An 18,931-nucleotide genomic window follows, 5' to 3' on the forward strand; every position below is an offset into this window, starting at 1 on the left:
AATATGGGCATGGGTCGACAGGCACATCAGTTCAGCTTTTAAGCCCTGATTGATGCGATGTTGCCCTTCAATGCGTTGTATAAAGACCTGAGAATTCAGCAATTCATTGGAAAACTGGATGTGCAGGGCGCGCTTTTGCAAACTCAAGCCCATACTGTCCATCAGCGTATGGATATTTTTAAACATCATGATTTATTATTTTTATAGGATTATTTTAATTTGAAACGCATTCTAGAAAATGTTGTTTTTTTAGTCCAGTAGGTTTTTTGTTAATTTTATCCATCGGTGCAATTCAGTTAAATGGATGAAATTAGATAAAAATGTGCAGAGATTAAGCCCATCCTTTTATTCTGCTGTGCTGCGCTTGCTGTTACACTGAAAAGCATAAGAATATTGAAGAGTTCGGGTCATGATTGACATTCATTCCAAACTACCGGCACAGGGTGTCACCATTTTCAGCGTGATGACTGCCATGGCACATCGCCTAAATGCCTTAAATCTTTCCCAAGGTTTTCCCGACTTTGCCGCACCACCCGCGCTACTCAAAGCCTTAAGCCAGGCGACTCTAGATGGTTTTAACCAATATGCACCCAGTGATGGTCTGATTTCACTGCGTGAACAGGTGGCCCAACAATTTTTAAAACGCGATCAATTGGTGATTGATCCACTGACTGAAATCACCATCACGCCTGGGGCCACGATTGCTATTTTTGTTGCCATTCAAGCGCTGATTCATGCCGGTGATGAAGTCATCATTTTCGATCCCTGCTATGACAGTTATGGGCCGAGCGTACAACTGGTTGGTGGCAAAGCCATTCATATTGCTTTGACTGCACCACAATTTTCAGTGGACTGGAACCGGGTTAAAGATGCCATCAATGATAGAACCCGGATGATCATTGTGAATACGCCGCACAATCCAAGCGGTGCCATCTGGTCAGGTCAGGACTGGTTAAATTTAATTGAACTGATCCGGGATAAAAACATCGTTGTACTGTCAGATGAAGTCTATGAACATCTGGTTTACGATGGTCAAAAGCACTCTTCAGCGCTGTCTTTCCCTGAATTGCGCGATCGTAGCATTGTCGTCGGTTCATTTGGTAAAACCTTCCATGTTACCGGCTGGAAAACCGGTTACTGCATTGCCTCACCTGAACTGATGAAACTGTTTCGCCAGATTTACCAGTTTGTCAGTTTCTGCGGCGTAACACCGATCCAAATGGCCTTGGCCACTTTTATGCAGCAGCATCCTGAACATATTGAAGGACTTACAGAATTTTATCAGGAAAAGCGTGACCTGTTTAATTCAGGCCTGCGTAACTCGCGCTTTCATTTTACCCCTTCACAGGGCACCTATTTTCAAAACCTGAATTACAGTGCGATTCGTCCCGATCTGGATGATGTCGAGATGTGTAAATTTCTGGCGGAACATCATGGCATTGTTGCCATTCCGGTTTCGGTTTTTTATCAACAAGCCCCGGAAAATTTACGTTTAATCCGTTTCTGTTTTGCTAAAAAAGATGAAACCCTAGAACAGGCCTCGGCCATTCTATCTGCAGTTTAAGTTCATGATTTATTCATGAACTTTAGCCTTAGTTACCTAACAACTAAGGCTTTTTTAAGCTAACTCGGATAGTGTGACTTTAAATCTGAAAATGATAAAAATATATTCACAGGACGTTCCATGCCTCATCATCAACCCCTGGTCAACCAGCAGAAATTATGGAAAACTTTTTTAATTTTCCTGTTGCCGTTGATTGCGACCAATATTCTGCAAAACCTGTCCGGAACGATTAACACCATTTTTGTTGGACAAATGATGGGGGTCAATGCAATTGCAGCGGTGGCAGTATTCTTTCCGATTTTGTTCTGCCTGCTGGCTTTTGTGATTGGACTGTCCTCCGGTGCCACCGTATTGGTTGGACAGGCCTGGGGAGCACAAAATATTGAAAAAGTGCGCTGTGTGGTCGGTTCTACCCTGTTTATGACCTTAATCGGCGGCAGTGTCATCGCCCTGTTTGGCGTGCTTTTTTCCAGGCCTATTTTACTTGCCTTAGGGACTGATCCGGATGTCATGCATCTGTCGCTGCCTTATGTACAGTGGATGCTGGCCAGTAGTCCCTTACTATTTATTTATATTATTTACACCTCCATTTTACGTGGCGTCGGTGACAGTACCACACCACTGATTGTCTCAGGCATGACTATTGTGATTGGTCTTTTCGTTACGCCTGTGCTGATTGCAGGTTATTTTGGCTTTCCGAAAATGGGCATTATTGCGCCGGCGATTGCTACCGCAATCGGTTATCTGGCAGTACTGATCTTTTTGCCCATATATTTGAATAAAAAAGATCACCCGCTTAAGCTTGACCGTCATTTGCTTAGCCATATCCGCCATCACCCTGAACTGAGTAAAATTATTCTGCGTTTGGGTATTCCTACTGGTGTGCAGATGGTGACAACCTCCGTTGCCGGCCTGGTCATTGTCGGGCTGGTCAACCGTCATGGTTCACATGCAACCGCAGCCTATGGTGCAGTCAATCAGGTGCTGAATTACATTCAATTTCCAGCCCTGTCCATTTCGATTGCCGCTTCCATTTTTGCAGCCCAGGCCATTGGTGCCGGAAAATCGGATCTGCTCAATAAAGTTACCCGTACCGCACTGGGTATGAATATCGTTATCACCGGTGGATTGGTGGCTTTGGCTTATCTGTTTTCCAAATATCTGATGGCGTTGTTTATTACCGACCCAACAGTGGTTGTACTGGGGCAGCAATTATTGTTTATTGTACTGTGGTCAATCCTGTTCTTTGGTGCCAGTGCCATTTTTGCTTCCATCATGCGTGCCAGCGGTACGGTCACGATCCCCATGCTGATTAATATCGGCGCAATTTTATTGATTGAAGTGCCTTGTGCTTACCTGTTCAGTTACTGGTGGGGCTTGCAAGGCATTTGGTATGCCTATGCGCTGGCGTTTGTCTGCTTGTGTATTTTGCAGGCTGTTTATTATCAGTTGGTCTGGAAGAAAAAGACCGTAACTACCCTTATTTAAACCGCTCACTGATTTAAAAAAGACCTACTGCAATGCTTGAGAAATAGAATCCTTTTCCTTATCCCATATAGGTGATAAGGATTTAATTTTATCGTATTTTTCAAGCATGTTTTTCCTTGTTATAAACCTGTTGAAAATGAATGATGATAACAAGGGATCAGCATGGCTAAACGACAAATTAAACTGGGTGCTTTTATTCCAACCACTTCACAGCATGCTGCAGGTTGGCGTCATCCACAGTCTCGTCCACAAGATCATTTAAGTGTTGATTACGCCATAGAACTGGCAAAAACAGCCGAACAAGGCTTATTTGATGCCTACTTTCTGGCTGATGGCTTATCGGTGAACTGGAGTCATGGTGCTTCCAAACACAAACAAAGTATCGGCTATAGCGACAAGGTGGTTGGCTTTGAACCGGTGACTTTATTTGCTGCTATTTCTGCCGTAACCAAAAATATCGGTTTTATTGCTACAGCCTCCACTACCTATGAAGAACCTTACCTTTTGGCACGTAAATATGCCTCTTTAGATCATATTTCTAAAGGGCGTGCAGCGTGGAATGTCGTGACCACCATTTCGGCTGATACTGCGCGTAACTTTGGTTTTAGTGCACACCCGGATGCCAAAGTCCGTTATGAACGCGCGGATGAATTTATTGAAGTGACGCAAAAACTTTGGGATTCCTGGGAAGATGATGCTTTCCTTTATGACAAGCACAGCGGTCAATTTTTTGATGCCAGCAAACAACACGAACCCTTGCATGCAGGTAAATATTTTCATGTGCAGGGTGCACTGAATGTGTCCCGTCCGCCGCAAGGTTATCCGGTGATTGTGCAAGCCGGTCAGTCTGAAGATGGTCGGGAACTGGCTGCAAAATATGCCGAAGTGATTTTCACTGCCCAGCAAGACCTGAGCGATGCCCAAGCCTTCTACCGCGATGTTAAATCCCGTTTAGCTAAATATGGCCGTCAGGCTGATGACCTGAAAGTGATGCCGGGCGTATCGGTTTTTGTCGCTAAGACTGAACAGGAAGCGCAAGAAAAATATGAATTGCTAAATAGCTTGATTCATCCTGATGTTGGTTTAGGCTTACTTTCTGGTTTGGCTGGTCATATTGATCTTTCAAAATTTGATCTGGATGCACCATTCCCTATAGAAGATATTGAGATCAAGTCTAGCCGTCAGCAAATGATGATTGAGATTGCCCAAAAGCATAATTTCACTATCCGACAACTATATGAATATATTGCCTCTGCACGCGGTCACTGGACGCTCATTGGTACGCCGGAACAAGTGGTAGATCAGTTGCAAAACTGGTTTGAAAATGCAGCAGCAGATGGTTTTAATGTATTACCACCTTCGACCCCGGCAGGCCTGAATGATTTTGTAGAATTTATTGTTCCTGAGCTGCAACGCCGTGGCCTGTTCCGTACCGAATATGAAGGCACGACTTTGCGTGAAAACTTAGGTTTAAAACGCCCTGAAAACCAGTATGTACTGGCTCGACAACAAACGCAGGCATCATAACAAGTATGAATAAAAAAAGCCTGCATGATGCGGGCTTTTTAATGGCTCATCTCAGTTTGATATATCGTATTACCATGCCAGTTTAAACTGCTCCAGCTCATGTGGCAGGCTGTCCTGAACATCCTGAAAGTCTTGCAAAATGTTATTTTTAATAGCAGCCAAACGGAAGTCTTCACGCTTGCGCGGACGCTCCAAATCGACATGTACAATACGCTTAATCCGCCCCGGATGCGGCTCCATGACCACCACCCGGTCACCGAGCAATACCGCTTCTTCCACATCATGAGTGACTAAAATGCTGGTGATTTTTTCAGTCTGCCAAATCCGCTGCAATTCCTGCTGCAGGTTGGCTCGGGTCAAGGCATCCAAAGCGCCGAATGGCTCATCCAGCAGTAAAATCTGCGGCCGATTCACGAGACTGCGCGCAATCGCGACGCGCTGGCTCATGCCGCCGGACAGCTGGCTGGGATAAGCCTTCTTAAAAGCGCTGAGCTGTACCAGTTCCAAATGATAATCGATCAATTCCTGCTTTTCAGCTTTAGCCAGCGGACTCTTTTCCAGCGCCAGCGCAACGTTTTGCTCGACATTCAGCCACGGAAACAAGCGGTGATCCTGAAAGACAATGCCGCGGTCTAGGCTGGTGCCTTTGACTGGCTGGCCATCAATCAAGATTTTGCCCTGAAATTCTGCATCCAGCCCCACCAGCAGGCGCAGCAGGGTTGATTTTCCGCAGCCACTGCTGCCGACAATACTGATAAATTCACCCGGATGGATATCTAAATTAATCTGTTCTAAGACTTTTAAGACCGTACCGTCTTTGGGAAAAGATTTGTCCAGATGCTGGATCTGCACTTGGCCGCTAATTTCAACTGCTTGATTCATGATTTATTCCTGTTTTTTTATTTATGTGTGCCCTGACGCCAGCGCAAGTTGTAATTTTCAAAATACTGCGCCGCTTTGGAAAACACCAAGCCGACAGCACCAATAATCACCATGCCGTAAATCACCACTTCCATCTGGAACAGGTTCTGCCCGTCCAGAATCGGATTGACCACGCCCGGCGCCGCTACAAAGAAATACTCGGCGCCCACTGTCGCCACCCATGAAAATACTAAGGCGATATTCAAACCGGCAAAAATGCTCGGCGCAGCTGCCGGCAAAATCACTTTGAAAAAGCGTTGCAGGCGGCTGAGCTGGAAAATCTGCGCCACTTCTTTGACTTTCTCCGGCACATTCTTCACGCCGTCATAGGTATTAAAGAACACCGGATAGAACACCACCAAGGCGATAAAAATCACTTTGGATACTTCACCATTGCCAAACCACATAATCATCAGCGGAATCCAAGCGAATACCGCCACATGCTTCACCGCATTCAATGTCGGTGCAAAAATCCGGTCGGCCCAGTGATTCAGTCCCAGCGCCAGCCCAGCCAAAGCACCCAGCCCTCCGCCAATCAAAAAACCGGAAGTATTGCGCAGCAGGCTGGACAGTACATTTTCATACAGCTCACCTTTCTGCACTGCCTGTACCAGTTCTGCCCATACCGCTGATGGCGCCGGCAGCAGCGCCGCATCAATCCAATGCAAGGCCGTTACCGCATACCACAGTACCAACAACACAACAGGAAGGACTGCACCTCGAAAATCATATTTTTTCATGCTTCATTTCCCCGATTATTTCGCCTGATTCCAGCCACTGAACTGTTTCTGCAGCAGGCGGATCAGCACATCAAAAACAAATCCGACCAGGCCAATCACAATGACCGTTGCCAGCACCACATCCAGCTGGAAAATCTGTCGGCCATAGACCATGACATAGCCAATGCCTTCACTGGAGGCCAGCAATTCCACCGCCACCAAAGCGCCCCAAGCGCTGGCCAAAGACAGGCGCAGCCCGCCAATGAAACTGAGAAAGGCGCCGGGCAAAACCAGGTTTTTAAATTTCGACCATGCACCCAATTGATAGACATCAGCGACTTCTGTCAGTTGCTGTGGAATATTGCGCACCCCTTTGAACACATTAATGGTCATCGGCACCAGCGCGGCTTTGGCAATCAGAATAATTTTCAGGGCTTCATCAATACCGACCAGCAAGATTAGCAGTGGAATCCAGCCCACCACCGGCACCAAATTGATCACTTTAAAAGTCGGCCAAAGATACGCTTCCGCGCTGCGTGACAACCCCATGGTCAGCCCCAAAGCCAGCGCCAGGATGATGCCGGCTGAAAAACCGTAACCGATGCGGCTCAAGCTGACCCGCAGATTGCTCCACAGCTCACCGCTGCTGTATAAGTCTTTCAGGGCCGTCCAGACCAAGTCCGGCCCCGGCAGCAGCAGCGGATTGACCCAGTTGTGCAATGAGGCGATATGCCACAGATACAGTAGCGCTAGCGGAAAAATCAGGCCTGCAGCCCAGCGCAGCGCGCTGCTGTGTTTTAAAAAATGGCGCCAATCTTTGACCGCAGGCGTTACCGCCTGAGTCAAGCTATCCTTAGATGCATCCAATTCAATATGTTTGAGCATCGTCACTCCCCCTCAGCCGCTGCGGGCTTATTTGCCCCAGTAAGCTTGCAGATTCAGGCTTTTGACTGCGTTATTGACATATTTCGGCTCGACCCATTGATCGACATCAATATTGCCGCGGATTAGCTTCAAGTCCTGTCCCGCTTTTAGTTTCTGCTTGATCAGGGAAATACTGGCCGCATCAAAAATGGGAGAGCTGTGGTTCTTCAAATCCACACCGTCATTGGCGCGGACAAAGGTGTTGTATGACAGCCCAGACTTCGACCAGATTTTAAACAGCGCTTCGCGGTTTTTCTGCTCAGATTCCCATGCCGCCTGTTTCACCAGCACATTCACCACGCGCTGCACCGTTTCCGGATATTTCTGTTCGAACTTAGAATTCACCAAGAGATAGCCTGAACTTTGCAGAGCAGTCGACTCTTTTTTCGAACTGTAGATAATCTTGGCCACGCCGCGGTCGACCACTGGAAACAAAGACTGGTTGCTGAAAATTGCATCCAAGTCACCGCTGGCCAGCGCGGCATAACCGACCGGGCCATCGACATTGACAAAACGGAAGTCTTTTTCAGTGAAACCGTATTTTTTAATGATTTGATACAGTGCCAAGTGAATGCTGGTGCCGCGGTAGAAACCGATGCGCTTGCCTTTTAAATCGGCCCATGATTTGGCCGGTGAGCCCGGTGGTACAGCCAGATAGGTGTTGTCATGCGTGCCGCCTACCGCAATCAACTTGGTATCCAAACGGCTGGCTTTGCCGATCAGTGTGGGTAAATCACCCAGCCAGGTAATATCCACCAAGCCATTGGCATAGGATTCATTGATAGCGGGGCCTGCGCCTTTAAAATTGTTCCACTGCACCTTAATGCCGTCTTTTTGGAATTCTTTTTCCAGCAGGCCTAAGGTTTGCGTGGTTGCATAGTAGCTGCCATAGCCGACGGGGCGGTTGCCGGTGCCGACATAGGGCGAAGCCAAGCGGATTACGGACGGTTTCGCCTCTGCAAAGGCCTGTACTGCCGGCACAAGAGTGGATACAGCGATCACGCTGCTGAATAAAATTTTAGTCCATCTAGACATTCGGTTTACCTCTGCATTTATGTACATTTATATAATTAGGGGGCTTAGAAGCCGTACTGGAACTGCGCGACCAGCTCGTTATAGTTTTTGCTGATCAATTCGTTATTGACATGGTTCAAGTTAATCTGGAACTTGGTGGTTTCCGCAAAAAAAGCGTTCAGGCCAATGCTGTGAATATCAATGCTTTGATTGGCTGCATTTTTATCGCGGTCGATGCTGTCGAAACGGTAAAAAGTCTGATAGGACTTCGGCCACCAATCGTCATAGCGCCCCTGATTGCGGAAACCTTTGACAAACTGCTCGCCGAAATTCCAGAACAGCGTGCCGGTATGCGATTCACTTTCGCGCTTATAGACCGATGCGGTCTGATTGCGGTAGGTATCATCCTCACCCTGCACATATTCATAAGTCACGCCAAAAGGATGATGGTTGTAGTAAATATCGAAGCCTTTACGCAGTACATCGCCTTTACCGGCGAAAGAAGCCAAAGCGCCGGAAGTATCAAATAGGTTGCTACGACCCTGATACCACGACACGCCAAAGCTCAGCTCACGCAGCCAAGAGTTGTATTGTGCCGGTAAGGTATAGCGCAGCCGGCCAATAAAATTCTTGTCGTCGTTGTCATCGGATTTGTTGGCACCGTTGCCGTTCACAATCCCGAAGGCATAGCTGATCATCGGTGAGCGGTAGTTATAGCCATAATCTACCGTTGGCAAAGCATCGCCGCGCACAATCAAACCGACTTCGCGCAGCGCCAAGCCATAGCCATAACCGGGCAAGCTGAACAGCGCATTGTTGATGGTTGGCTTGAGGTCTTCAGTGGCCTGAACTTCCTGACCGAAGGGCAGCAGCTGCTGGCCAAAAGTCACTGAAAGGCGTCCTGTATCTGCACTTAAGGTCGGCAACACGTTATAAATCAGCTGCGCATCGAGCAAATTCAAATAGCTGTTGTTGGTGCCGGTTTGCGGCGAAGTGCCAAAACGCAGGTTAAAATCGAGGTTCTTGCCTTGTTCATAATCTTTAAACAGATTGCCGGCAAAACCGATCTGCACCGCGCCCAAATCAAAAGACGAACGGCGGTGATTCACGGCAGTACTGCCTGTCTTATCTGCAGGCAGGGTGATTTGCGGCTCATCAATATAAGACGCTTTGGCCTGCACTACGCCGTTAATCAGCAATTGACGGGTCGACAGCGCCGTTTTAGTATCACGCTCACGCTGTACCTGATATTTATAGTTTTCAACATCGCTTTGAATGCCTTGCAGTTCCGCACGGGTCACATAGCTTTGATCATCCGCTGCATCGGTATCCTCCCCCTCTTCCCCAGCATCGGCATGGGCCGCACCAGCACTTTGACTGCTGCCTTGAATACGGTTCAACTCGCTTTTTAATTGTGTTAACGACTGCTCCAGCTGGCTGACCTGCTGCTGCAATTGTGCAACGTTGCTGTCTGCGTGACTGATGGCAATGCTGGCGCTCAGCAGAGTTAAAAGGCACTGTTGCAAATAGGCTGACATGATAAGCTAAATATCTTATTTATTTCGAGATACAGCAGATGAATCCCATCCACATTTATTATGGATAAAATTTAGGCTGTTTTGTAAGCTTTGGCTTACATCAATTCCGGTGCTTTGCTGCTATTCGGAATAGTAGAATTTTCATATTATTAAGTTGTCAGGAACAGGATGTTCCTTAAAATTACAAAGAATGAGCACCAGGATGGGGCCAAATAAGACAACCACAAGCACGCAGAGACCTAAAGTTCCAATAAAAAAACCTGGCAGGATAATCTGCACCCCGAAAGTTGGACACTCTTAGTCTAATTTGAAGGGTGCTTTTTAATGGCTAAATATTCTCAAGAATTTAAATTAAAAGTTGTGGAGCATTACTTGTCTGGTCATGGCGACTCTGTAACAGGTCAAATTTTTAATGTTCATAGATCAGATGTTCAAAAGTGGAGTAAAGCATTTAAACTTTATGGCATGGCAGGCTTAGAACTCAGAAGATCTAAAACAACTTTCACGGTTGAATTTAAATATCAAGTTGTTAAAGCAATATGTGAGGAAGGAGCTTCATTAAGAGAAACGATGCAACGCTTTCATATTAAAGAAACAAGCACGTTAAGAGATTGGTTGAAAAAATATAAAGAAAACGGTATAGATGGCTTGAAAACGAAAGCTAGAGGACGGCCCAAAAGCATGCTAAAGCCAAAGATAACGAGAGCTCAATATACTCAAGCAGATCAGGATAAAACCCATGAGGAACTGCTTGAGGAGTTGGCATATCTACGTGCTGAAGTTGCTTTCCTAAAAAAGCGGAGAGCCTTGATTCAGAAGCAGAAAGAACAGGAAAAAGTCGAACAGCAACGGCTGCAAGATTCATATCTGAATTAAGGCAAAACTACCCACTAAAGCATGTGCTATGTGCAGCCAAGATGGCGCGTAGTACCTATTTTTATCATCAGAAATCATCAAAAATCAATGATAAATACAGTGATTTAAAACAGCAAATCAAAGTGATCTATCATCAGCATAAAGGGCGTTATGGGTATCGCAGGATTACGCTTGCATTGAGAAATACAGGTTTGATCGTGAACCATAAGTGTGTACAGCGATTGATGATATCTATGAAGCTTAAATCACGTATTAGGGTTGTGAAATACCGTTCGTATAAAGGGCAAGTAGGTAAAATTGCAAACAATGTATTGCAGCGTCAATTCAAGGCTGAGCGACCTAATCAAAAATGGGTTACTGATGTGACTGAATTTAATATTCGGGGGGACAAGCTTTACCTATCTCCCGTCATGGACTTATTTAACGGTGAAATTATTGCATTTCAAATGGAACGTAGACCAGTATTCGGACTAGTCAAAGATATGCTTAAAGAGGCTATAGAGACACTCAACCTAAATGAGAAGCCAATGATCCATTCTGATCAAGGTTGGCAATATCAAATGAGATTTTACCAGAAACAGTTAGCAGAACGAGGGCTCACCCAAAGTATGTCACGTAAGGGGAATTGTTTAGATAATGCTGCTATGGAGAGCTTCTTTGGAATACTTAAATCTGAATGTTTCTATGGAGAAGAATTTAAATCAGTTGATGAATTGGAGCAAAAAGTGAAAGAATATATTCACTATTACAATCATGAAAGAATCAAGGTTAAATTGAAAGGACTGACCCCTGTAGAATACAGAAATCAGTCCTTAGAAATTGCCTAACTTACTGTCTAACTTTTGGGGGTCAGATCAGGATGCCGGGTTTTTTTATTATCTGGATATCGTAATTACTAGGCAGTATCATTGGTTGAGCCAGCAAACAGTCAGTTCTTACTTCCCAGCGCCCATTTCCCAGCTTACCATCAATGAACTATTAGATTATATCTAAAATATCTGCTTGCTTAGCCTGTTGTATTAACCACTCTTTAAACGCTATCAGCTTAGGTAAAGTCCTACATTCTTCTCTATACACAACATAATAGGCCAAGCTTGAGGGACATTTTATTTTCGGATATAGGCGAATTAGACGCCCTGCTTTTAAATCATCATTTGCCATGACGCTTCTAGCAAGTGCTACTCCTTGACCATTAATTGCAGCTTGTAATACAGAAGCTGAATTATTGATTTTAAGACCCCATTGATTATTCTCACTAGTGATTTGATGAAAATGTAGCCATTTATCCCAAGTAGTGAAACCAGAATAGTGATCCATTGAAAGGTCATGAATCAAAGGTAAAGTTAATAATCCCTGAGGAGATTGCAGTTTCTGTAAATGCGCTTTATAAAAAGTTGGTGAACAGACGGGAAAAGTTTCTTCTTCCATTAATTTTTCAGCGACAAGTCCAGACCAGCTTCCACTCCCATAGCGCACGCCAATATCGATTCCATTTGCCAAAAAATCAACAAGTTTTAGATTAGTATCCAAACGCACATCGGTATCAGGATAGGCCATTTGAAATTGATCAATTCTGGGTAATAACCATTTAGCTGCGAATGCAGGACTGACCGTTATGGTCAAGATGCCCGAAGATACCCCCTTTTTTAATTTTTCTAAGCCTAAGGTTAGCTTATCAAATCCTCCTCTAATATCAGGCAATACAGATTCAGCCAATTCAGTTGGGATCAGCCGATTTTTACCGGTTTGCTGCCGATGAAAAAGACGAGTTCCTAAATAGTCTTCTAAACCTCGAACCAATTGCCCTACTGCCGCAGGCGTCACATTTAATTCTTTTGCAGCAGCAGAAAAACTCTGATGTCTTGCACTGGCCTCAAAGGCTTTTAATGCATTGAGAAAAACTGGTGTATTCATATTACAGCAAAGATTTTCTTTTAACTTAAGTTAGATTATCTCATTTGTTTAGTATGAATTCTATCTCTAGAATAATTTATAAGTTATTGACAAAGACTACTTTTAAAGGATGTTTTCAATTTAAATTAATTGATCCATGAATAGACTTTCTTTAAGAGATACAACCATATAGGTTCTGATAAATGATTAAAGAAAATTTATTCGACTTTCAAGATTTTTCTGAGAGCATCATGTTGAAACAGTAGATGTGGCTTTGTAATTTTTGAAACTCACTGAATACTTCATTGATTACCCCACAAGTCTGTCTTTCAATAACGATGCAATTGCTAGATACAGATCTGTCTACCATTGATTTTCACAGACATCTTAAGAGACCCCCTATGCAAGACTGGAATAATTATCGTATTTCAATACTGAAACAAATTGCGGATTATGCCGCCCTCGCACCTGATACAATGAGTGGCTTATCCGCCATGGATGCCGGTACGAGTAAAATTGGGAAATTGGATGCTAAAGTTCATGAACTGATTGCCTTGGCAGTTGCTGTTACGACACGTTGTGACGGATGTATTGCCGTTCATGCCAAAAAAGCAAGTGAGTTAGGTGTAAGTAGAGAAGAAATTGCAGAGGCATTATCTGTTGCAATTACACTAAATGCTGGAGCAGCTTTAACGTATTCCGCACGTGTGCTAGAAGCCGTCGATAATCTCCCTAAACGTTAATATAGCTTAAAATAAACCTATGCATTTTCATTAAAATGCGTAGGTTTATTCATTTTAGGATAGCATTCATGTTGATTCATGCCGACTTTTCACAAACCGCCATCATCAAGCCAGAGGATTATCATTGGGTAAAATCTCCAGGAGGTGAAGTCGATCGGATGATGCTTGACCGTATTGGTACTGAAAAAGCACGTGCAACGAGTTTAGTAAAATATGCACAAAAATCTGCCTTCCCCCAACATGAGCATCATTTGGGTGAAGAAGTACTGATCTTGTCCGGCACTTTTACTGAGAATGCTACAGAGGATTATTCTAAAGGCTGGTATTTACGTAATCCCCATCGTTCAACTCATCGAGTCTCCAGTCAGGCAGGCTGTTTAATCTTTGTCAAATTGATGCAAATGACTGAAAACGAGAGTGAACCTACCCGGATTAATACCAATGATCCAGCGAATTGGATGCTTATCAAAGATAGGATGATATGCCCTTTATTTCAATCTGAACATGAGCAGACCTATTTAGAAAAGCTAAAGCCTGATCAAATTTTCAATGAGCAATCAGAACAAGGGATTGAGATTTTCATCATCCAAGGTCAGTTGTTTTGTGGCACTGAAATATACCCTGCGGGATCATGGATCCGTATGCCCATCCATAGCAGTGTTAAATTTCATGCAGGTCAATCAGGTGCTAGACTTTATGTAAAAACTGGACATCTGCAATATGCTATGAATGTATGGGGAAACAGACAGTAATGCGCATTCAGAATGCTATGCATCGTCAAGTCCTTATCTTGGCGAGCTCGCAAGCCCTATTCCAAACTGTTTCAGTTATAGTGATGACTATTGGTGGTCTGGCAGGTGCAAATATTGCAAATACTCCTATGCTTGCAACATTGCCAATCGCTTCTATGTTCTTAGGGACAGCGATCATGATGTTTCCTGCATCAATATGGATGGCTCGTGTAGGAAGACGTAATGGTTTTCTTTGCGGGGCATTATTTGGTGTATCGGGAGGTATCATCGCCGCGATTGGTGTTTTTTATAACTCACTTTTTCTTTTGGCATCAGGGACTTTCTGCATCGGTATTTATCAATCATTTGCCCAGTTTTATCGCTTTGCTGCTAGTGAAGTTGCTGATGATGCATTCCGGTCAAGAGCTATCTCCTTTGTGATGGCAGGTGGTGTAGTTGCTGCTCTTATTGGCCCCACACTCGCGCACTTCGGTGGTCCTTTATTTATTCATTTAGAATATGCCGGGTCTTTTTTAATGATTGCTATTGTTTCTCTACTGGCAATTGGAATTTTATCCGGTCTGAATATTCCTAATAAATTAGAAGTAAAAACGAGTTTTAGTGCTGGAAGGCCTTGGCATCAGATTGTTTTTCAGCCCGCCTATTTAGTTGCATTGTTTGGTTCAGTAACAGGTTATGGCATTATGATTTTAGGGATGACTGCTACACCTATTGCCATGCGACATGTTCATCATGAGCTAGGCTCTATTGCGACAGTGATTCAGTTGCATGTGTTAGGAATGTTTCTCCCTTCATTTTTTACCGGTAATCTAATTTCACGCTTTGGAACTCTCAAAATTATGTTTGCAGGTCTTTTATTATTTGCCTGCTACATCACATCTGCTTTATCAGGTACACATTTTTTTTCATTCGCAGTTTCACTCATTATATTGGGAGTTGGATGGAATTTTCTGTTTATCGGTAGTACTGCATTGCTTACTGGAACGTATACAGTAGTTGAGAAAGCGAAAGCCCAAGCGATAAATGATATGACTGTCTTTATTATAGGTTTGGCCTGCTCTTTCAGTGCCGGAGCTTTAGTTGATATTTTTGGATGGTACACCATGAATATTGCTCTCGTACCTTGGGTCATGCTCTCAGCTTTATCATTGTTATGGCTGCATAAAAAAACTGCAAAAAAGACCTAACGTCTGGAAGGAATAATATATCCATTCATATTTCATGGCATATCTACAATTGATATAGGTGGTGTTTCAAAAAGTATGCTGAAAAAAACAATATGACTTTTGATAAATTGGTCGAAACCAAGATGTATTGCATCAAATTATTAGAAGATAAATTAACGGCAAGGTACTTTCATCGTCAGGTGAATGAGATTCATGCTTCTTGTCTTGAATAAATTCATTGAACTAGGTCGCCCTCATACCCAAGTTGTATCTTAAATTTGGATCTTTTAGGGTATCTATCTTTTAAACCTTTGTGCAACAAAGCCAGCTAGAGTGAAAAAGAGGCTTAAGCAGCACAGTATAATTGATGCAAGGTTTGCATAAGCGTAAGAACTTTAGGATCAGCAACCTGATAGAAAATCTGTTTACCTTCACGACGGGTACTCACCATATTGCTTTTACGCAGTACAGCCAGTTGTTGCGATAGGGTGGGTTGATGAATATCAGTGCCATCCTCAATTTGTTGCACATTGAGTTCACCATCCACTAAAACACAGAGAATTTTTAGACGGTCAGGATTGGACAAGACTTTTAAACAGCCAGTCACTCGGTCTGCTTCTGAAAAATCAATTTTAGCCTGACTAACTACAGTATTCATTACAATATCCTTCAATCCGATATATTGAAAATTAGTTACAGAATAATATCACAAGGGACTTGATTAATATTTAGTATTATATATTATAAAAAAATATATTGTAAAGAAGTAAACTCGCTATGCATGACTTTCTGATTGCTTTTCTAGGCGGCTTGATGCTCGGTATTTCGGTCGTAGGTTATCTTTATGTGCATGGTCGCATTGCAGGCATCAGTGGATTGATCGGACAAGTACTAAATCCACAGACGGTGTTTAAAACACCTGCGATCTGGTTTTTATTGGGTCTAATTATCACGCCATTTATTTATGGTCTGTTTATACAGCCTGAAATTGAACTGAATGCAAGCCCACTCATGATGATTATTGCAGGTTTGCTGGTTGGTTTTGGTACTCGCTTAGGTTCGGGTTGTACCAGTGGTCATGGGATCTGCGGGATGAGCCGTTTGTCTAAACGTTCCATCGTAGCCACCATGATTTTCATGTTTGCAGGTTTTGTCACTGTTTATCTTGTTCGTCACGTAACCGGAGCATTTTAAAATGAAAAATATTCTAGCTTTTATTTTTGGTGCTCTTTTTTCTGTTGGACTGATGGTTTCAGGTATGTCGAATCCTGAAAAAGTGCTGGATTTCCTGGATCTGTTTGGTGATTGGGATGCCAGTCTGGCTTTTGTCATGATGGGTGCAATTGCTGTGGCATTCATTCCATTTCAAAAGGCCATGCGTTCTGAAGCACCGAAAACCGTATTTAACGAACCTATTGTATTGCCAACCAGTCAAAAACTTGACCCACGCTTAATCATTGGCAGCCTCTTATTTGGTATCGGTTGGGGGATTGCTGGGGTATGTCCCGCACCAAGTTTCACATTGATTGGCCTAGGGCATTACCAAGTCTTCTATTTTATTATCGCGATGTTTATTGGCGTATTGTTGCACCGTAAATGGGCTGGAGAATAACCATGGCAAAACACCCACTGGTACAGAATTTTTTTGACGAGGCAACCAATACATTCAGTTACGTGGTATCCGATCCAGTCACAAAGCGCTGTGCAATTATTGACAGTGTGCTGGATTATGATGCGGCATCTGCAAGCACTTCAACCACACAGGCAGACCGTATCATTGCCTATATCAAAGAGCAAGGTTTAACTGTCGAATGGATTCTGGAAACCCATGTTCATGCAGATCATCTGACTGCAGCCCAATATCTGAAACAGAAACTGGGTGGAAAAATTGCAATCAGCCAGAAAATCGCTGTGGTACAGGAAACCTTTGCTGCAATTTATCACTTGGATATCAAGCAGGTGAATGCCAATCAGCCATTCGATCATTTATTTGAAGATGGTGAACATTTCAAAATCGGTGAGCTGGATGTTTATAACATCCCAACACCGGGGCATACGCCGGCTTGCCTGAGCTATGTGGTTGAAGATGCAGTCTTTGTTGGTGATACGCTGTTTATGCCAGATTATGGGACAGCACGCTGTGATTTTCCGCGTGGCAGTGCAGAAGTACTTTTTGATTCAGTACAAAGTCTGTATCAGTTACCGGAAGATACCCGAGTCTTTTTATGTCATGACTATTTACCTGAAACACGTGAGTCATATGTATGTGAAACTGATATCCAGACTCAGAAAACACAGAATATTCATATTCACGAGGGAGTCAGTAAAACTGAATTTGCTCAGATGCGAAATCAGCGGGACTTAGGACTCAGTATGCCGAAACTGATTCTGCCCTCAATTCAGATCAATATGAAAGCAGGACAGTTTCCTGAGCCAGAAGAGAACGGGGTTTCTTACCTCAAGCTACCTCTTAACTACTTCAAATAAGCTTAGGTGGTGATTAAACAAAAAGTTTAACTTTTATTTAATCACTTTTATGTATAAGGGAGAGGGGCGATGTGGGCATTAATACTTGAAGGGCTGGTCATCGGAGGGCTGTTGGGTTTAACCGGTGCTGGTGGCGGCATCCTGGCTGTACCGGCACTGATGGCAAGTCAGGGTTGGACGGTGGCTCAGGCTGCGCCTGTGGGATTGCTTGCAGTCACGCTGTCAGCCTTGGTCGGAACGTTCGAGGGTTTATTCAAGCGCATAGTGCGATATCGCGCCGCACTCTGGATCGCTCTTATCAGTATTCCTTCAGCACGTTACGGGGTGCAGCTGGCTGATATTGTTTCTCCGGTCTGGCTAACCTTGGCTTTTAGTCTGGTTATGCTGATCGTGGCTTACCGGATATTCTTTAACAAAGTGAATGACTATGAGAATCCACCATGTAAAGTCAATCAAACAACCGGCCGTCTGATCTGGAATGTAAAAACTGCCTCCTTCCTTGCTGGTATTGGTGTAGTGGCAGGTTTATTAACGGGTCTGCTTGGCGTTGGGGGTGGTTTTGTCATTGTTCCAGCCCTGCGTAAATTCACCGATCTCGATATGCGCAGCATCGTGGCGACCTCCCTCATGATTATTTTCCTGATTGGTGGGGTCAGTATTTCTGCACACGTACTGGATGGCTTTCAATATCCTGTTTCGGTCACATTGACCTTTGTCCTGGCCTGTATTGTCGGGATGTTCATTGGACGCAGTCTGATGCATCGGATTGACAGTAACAAGGTACAGAAAATATTTGCCACAACCGTGGTTGGGGTAGCCATGTATTTAATCTATTCAGCGCTCATGGGCTAAAACAGCCGATTGAGTCCTTAAACTAAACCGCTTTAATCTACCTGAGTATGGCCGAGGAATGAAAAATGATGAAAACTGCAGAGCAATTGATCCGGAATGCAAAAAACCGAATTCAGGAAGTCAGTGTAAATGAATTGTTTGAGGCGATGCAAAACCATAAAACCATACTGATCGATGTTCGGGAACCAGATGAATTTCAGGCAGCAGCAATAGACCGGGCGGTGAATTATCCTCGTGGTATTTTGGAAATGCGAATTCACCAGCATCCCTTAGCGAGTCATTATTGTGATACCCAGCAGGCACTGGAACATCTTAAAGATCAGCCGATTTATTTGATCTGTGGTACGGGTGGACGTTCAGCACTGGCAACCGATACCTTACAGAATATGGGCTTTACCCAGGTCAAGTCGGTTCAGGGTGGTTATCAGGCCTGGCTGGAACAGGGCTATCCGGTAGAAAAATAAGCT

20 protein-coding genes and 1 pseudogene are annotated in these 18,931 nt (G+C 44.0%); 13 read left to right on the forward strand and 8 right to left on the reverse strand.

The window, feature by feature from the left end; translation table 11 throughout:
* Positions 1-186, reverse strand: a 186-nt coding sequence (locus tag B9T26_RS12560) for a hypothetical protein (RefSeq protein WP_143223029.1), incomplete at its 3' end; no start/stop codon positions are given.
* A 223-nt stretch (positions 187-409) separates the two neighbouring features.
* Here B9T26_RS12560 and B9T26_RS12565 point away from each other — a divergent pair.
* The 3 genes from B9T26_RS12565 (at position 410) to B9T26_RS12575 (ending at position 4,579) form a co-directional block, all read left to right on the forward strand.
* On the forward strand, positions 410-1,564 hold the full coding sequence (locus B9T26_RS12565) for a methionine aminotransferase (protein WP_086200021.1): 1,155 nt from the start codon (positions 410-412) through the stop codon (positions 1,562-1,564).
* 120 nt (positions 1,565-1,684) lie between these two features.
* The gene (locus tag B9T26_RS12570; RefSeq protein WP_086200022.1) at positions 1,685-3,052 is read left to right on the forward strand and encodes an MATE family efflux transporter; all 1,368 of its coding nucleotides are present in this window, start codon (positions 1,685-1,687) and stop codon (positions 3,050-3,052) included.
* Positions 3,053-3,214: 162 nt separating this feature from the next.
* Positions 3,215-4,579 carry an LLM class flavin-dependent oxidoreductase gene (locus tag B9T26_RS12575; protein ID WP_086200023.1) on the forward strand — a complete coding sequence of 455 codons (1,365 nt, stop codon included), beginning with the start codon at positions 3,215-3,217 and terminating at the stop codon, positions 4,577-4,579.
* 69 nt (positions 4,580-4,648) lie between these two features.
* Here B9T26_RS12575 and B9T26_RS12580 read toward each other — a convergent pair whose 3' ends face one another.
* The 5 genes from B9T26_RS12580 to B9T26_RS12600 form a co-directional block, all read right to left on the reverse strand.
* Positions 4,649-5,461, reverse strand: a complete 813-nt coding sequence (locus tag B9T26_RS12580; RefSeq protein WP_086200024.1) for an ABC transporter ATP-binding protein — start codon at positions 5,459-5,461, stop codon at positions 4,649-4,651.
* Positions 5,462-5,478: 17 nt separating this feature from the next.
* On the reverse strand, positions 5,479-6,240 hold the full coding sequence (locus B9T26_RS12585) for an ABC transporter permease (RefSeq protein ID WP_086200025.1): 762 nt from the start codon (positions 6,238-6,240) through the stop codon (positions 5,479-5,481).
* 15 nt (positions 6,241-6,255) lie between these two features.
* Positions 6,256-6,897, reverse strand: a complete 642-nt coding sequence (locus tag B9T26_RS12590) for an ABC transporter permease (protein ID WP_227518812.1) — start codon at positions 6,895-6,897, stop codon at positions 6,256-6,258.
* Positions 6,898-7,131: 234 nt separating this feature from the next.
* Positions 7,132-8,178: an ABC transporter substrate-binding protein gene (locus tag B9T26_RS12595; RefSeq protein WP_086200027.1), complete on the reverse strand. Its 1,047-nt coding sequence runs from the start codon at positions 8,176-8,178 to the stop codon at positions 7,132-7,134.
* Between the two features lie 44 nt (positions 8,179-8,222).
* Positions 8,223-9,695, reverse strand: coding sequence for a hypothetical protein (locus tag B9T26_RS12600; protein ID WP_227518813.1), 1,473 nt, complete (start codon positions 9,693-9,695; stop codon positions 8,223-8,225).
* A 324-nt stretch (positions 9,696-10,019) separates the two neighbouring features.
* On the opposite strand from B9T26_RS12600, the gene B9T26_RS12610 reads away from it, so the two are divergent.
* Positions 10,020-11,398, forward strand: a protein-coding gene (locus B9T26_RS12610) for an IS3 family transposase (RefSeq protein ID WP_143223025.1) whose coding sequence is annotated in 2 segments (ribosomal slippage) — positions 10,020-10,494 and positions 10,494-11,398 — 1,380 coding nt in all. Because the reading frame shifts where the segments join, the coding sequence is not laid out codon by codon here.
* A gap of 151 nt (positions 11,399-11,549) precedes the next feature.
* On the opposite strand, the gene gcvA is transcribed toward B9T26_RS12610, so the two are convergent.
* Positions 11,550-12,485, reverse strand: a complete 936-nt coding sequence (gcvA, locus tag B9T26_RS12615) for a transcriptional regulator GcvA (RefSeq protein ID WP_086200029.1) — start codon at positions 12,483-12,485, stop codon at positions 11,550-11,552.
* Between the two features lie 380 nt (positions 12,486-12,865).
* On the opposite strand from gcvA, the gene B9T26_RS12620 reads away from it, so the two are divergent.
* From B9T26_RS12620 to B9T26_RS12635, 4 genes and pseudogenes are all read left to right on the forward strand, one after another.
* The gene (locus B9T26_RS12620; protein ID WP_086200030.1) at positions 12,866-13,207 is read left to right on the forward strand and encodes a carboxymuconolactone decarboxylase family protein; all 342 of its coding nucleotides are present in this window, start codon (positions 12,866-12,868) and stop codon (positions 13,205-13,207) included.
* Positions 13,208-13,275: 68 nt separating this feature from the next.
* The gene (locus B9T26_RS12625) at positions 13,276-13,959 is read left to right on the forward strand and encodes a cupin domain-containing protein (RefSeq protein WP_086200031.1); all 684 of its coding nucleotides are present in this window, start codon (positions 13,276-13,278) and stop codon (positions 13,957-13,959) included.
* Positions 13,959-15,146 (forward strand): MFS transporter, encoded by a 1,188-nt coding sequence (locus tag B9T26_RS12630; RefSeq protein WP_086200032.1) that lies wholly within the window; start codon positions 13,959-13,961, stop codon positions 15,144-15,146. The genes B9T26_RS12625 and B9T26_RS12630 overlap by 1 nt, the downstream gene beginning before the upstream one ends.
* 107 nt (positions 15,147-15,253) lie before the next feature.
* A pseudogene (locus tag B9T26_RS12635) lies at positions 15,254-15,401 on the forward strand (IS5/IS1182 family transposase); the annotation flags it as partial.
* Between the two features lie 70 nt (positions 15,402-15,471).
* On the opposite strand, the gene B9T26_RS12640 reads toward B9T26_RS12635, so the two are convergent.
* Positions 15,472-15,783, reverse strand: coding sequence for an ArsR/SmtB family transcription factor (locus tag B9T26_RS12640; protein WP_005404971.1), 312 nt, complete (start codon positions 15,781-15,783; stop codon positions 15,472-15,474).
* Positions 15,784-15,902: 119 nt separating this feature from the next.
* Between B9T26_RS12640 and B9T26_RS12645 the strand changes: the two genes are divergently transcribed.
* The 5 genes from B9T26_RS12645 to B9T26_RS12665 all read left to right on the forward strand — a co-directional run bounded on the left by B9T26_RS12645 (position 15,903) and on the right by B9T26_RS12665 (position 18,928).
* The gene (locus B9T26_RS12645) at positions 15,903-16,319 is read left to right on the forward strand and encodes a YeeE/YedE family protein (protein ID WP_005404970.1); all 417 of its coding nucleotides are present in this window, start codon (positions 15,903-15,905) and stop codon (positions 16,317-16,319) included.
* A 1-nt stretch (position 16,320) separates the two neighbouring features.
* Positions 16,321-16,737, forward strand: coding sequence for a YeeE/YedE family protein (locus B9T26_RS12650; protein ID WP_086200033.1), 417 nt, complete (start codon positions 16,321-16,323; stop codon positions 16,735-16,737).
* Between the two features lie 2 nt (positions 16,738-16,739).
* Positions 16,740-17,612: an MBL fold metallo-hydrolase gene (locus tag B9T26_RS12655; protein ID WP_086200034.1), complete on the forward strand. Its 873-nt coding sequence runs from the start codon at positions 16,740-16,742 to the stop codon at positions 17,610-17,612.
* A gap of 69 nt (positions 17,613-17,681) precedes the next feature.
* Positions 17,682-18,464 carry a sulfite exporter TauE/SafE family protein gene (locus tag B9T26_RS12660; RefSeq protein WP_086200035.1) on the forward strand — a complete coding sequence of 261 codons (783 nt, stop codon included), beginning with the start codon at positions 17,682-17,684 and terminating at the stop codon, positions 18,462-18,464.
* Between the two features lie 68 nt (positions 18,465-18,532).
* Positions 18,533-18,928, forward strand: a complete 396-nt coding sequence (locus tag B9T26_RS12665) for a rhodanese-like domain-containing protein (protein ID WP_034430120.1) — start codon at positions 18,533-18,535, stop codon at positions 18,926-18,928.
* The last annotated feature ends 3 nt before the right edge of the window (positions 18,929-18,931 follow it).

Origin of the sequence: Acinetobacter sp. ANC 4169 (assembly GCF_002135355.1) — a bacterium.
In the GTDB taxonomy this organism is placed as follows: domain Bacteria; phylum Pseudomonadota; class Gammaproteobacteria; order Pseudomonadales; family Moraxellaceae; genus Acinetobacter.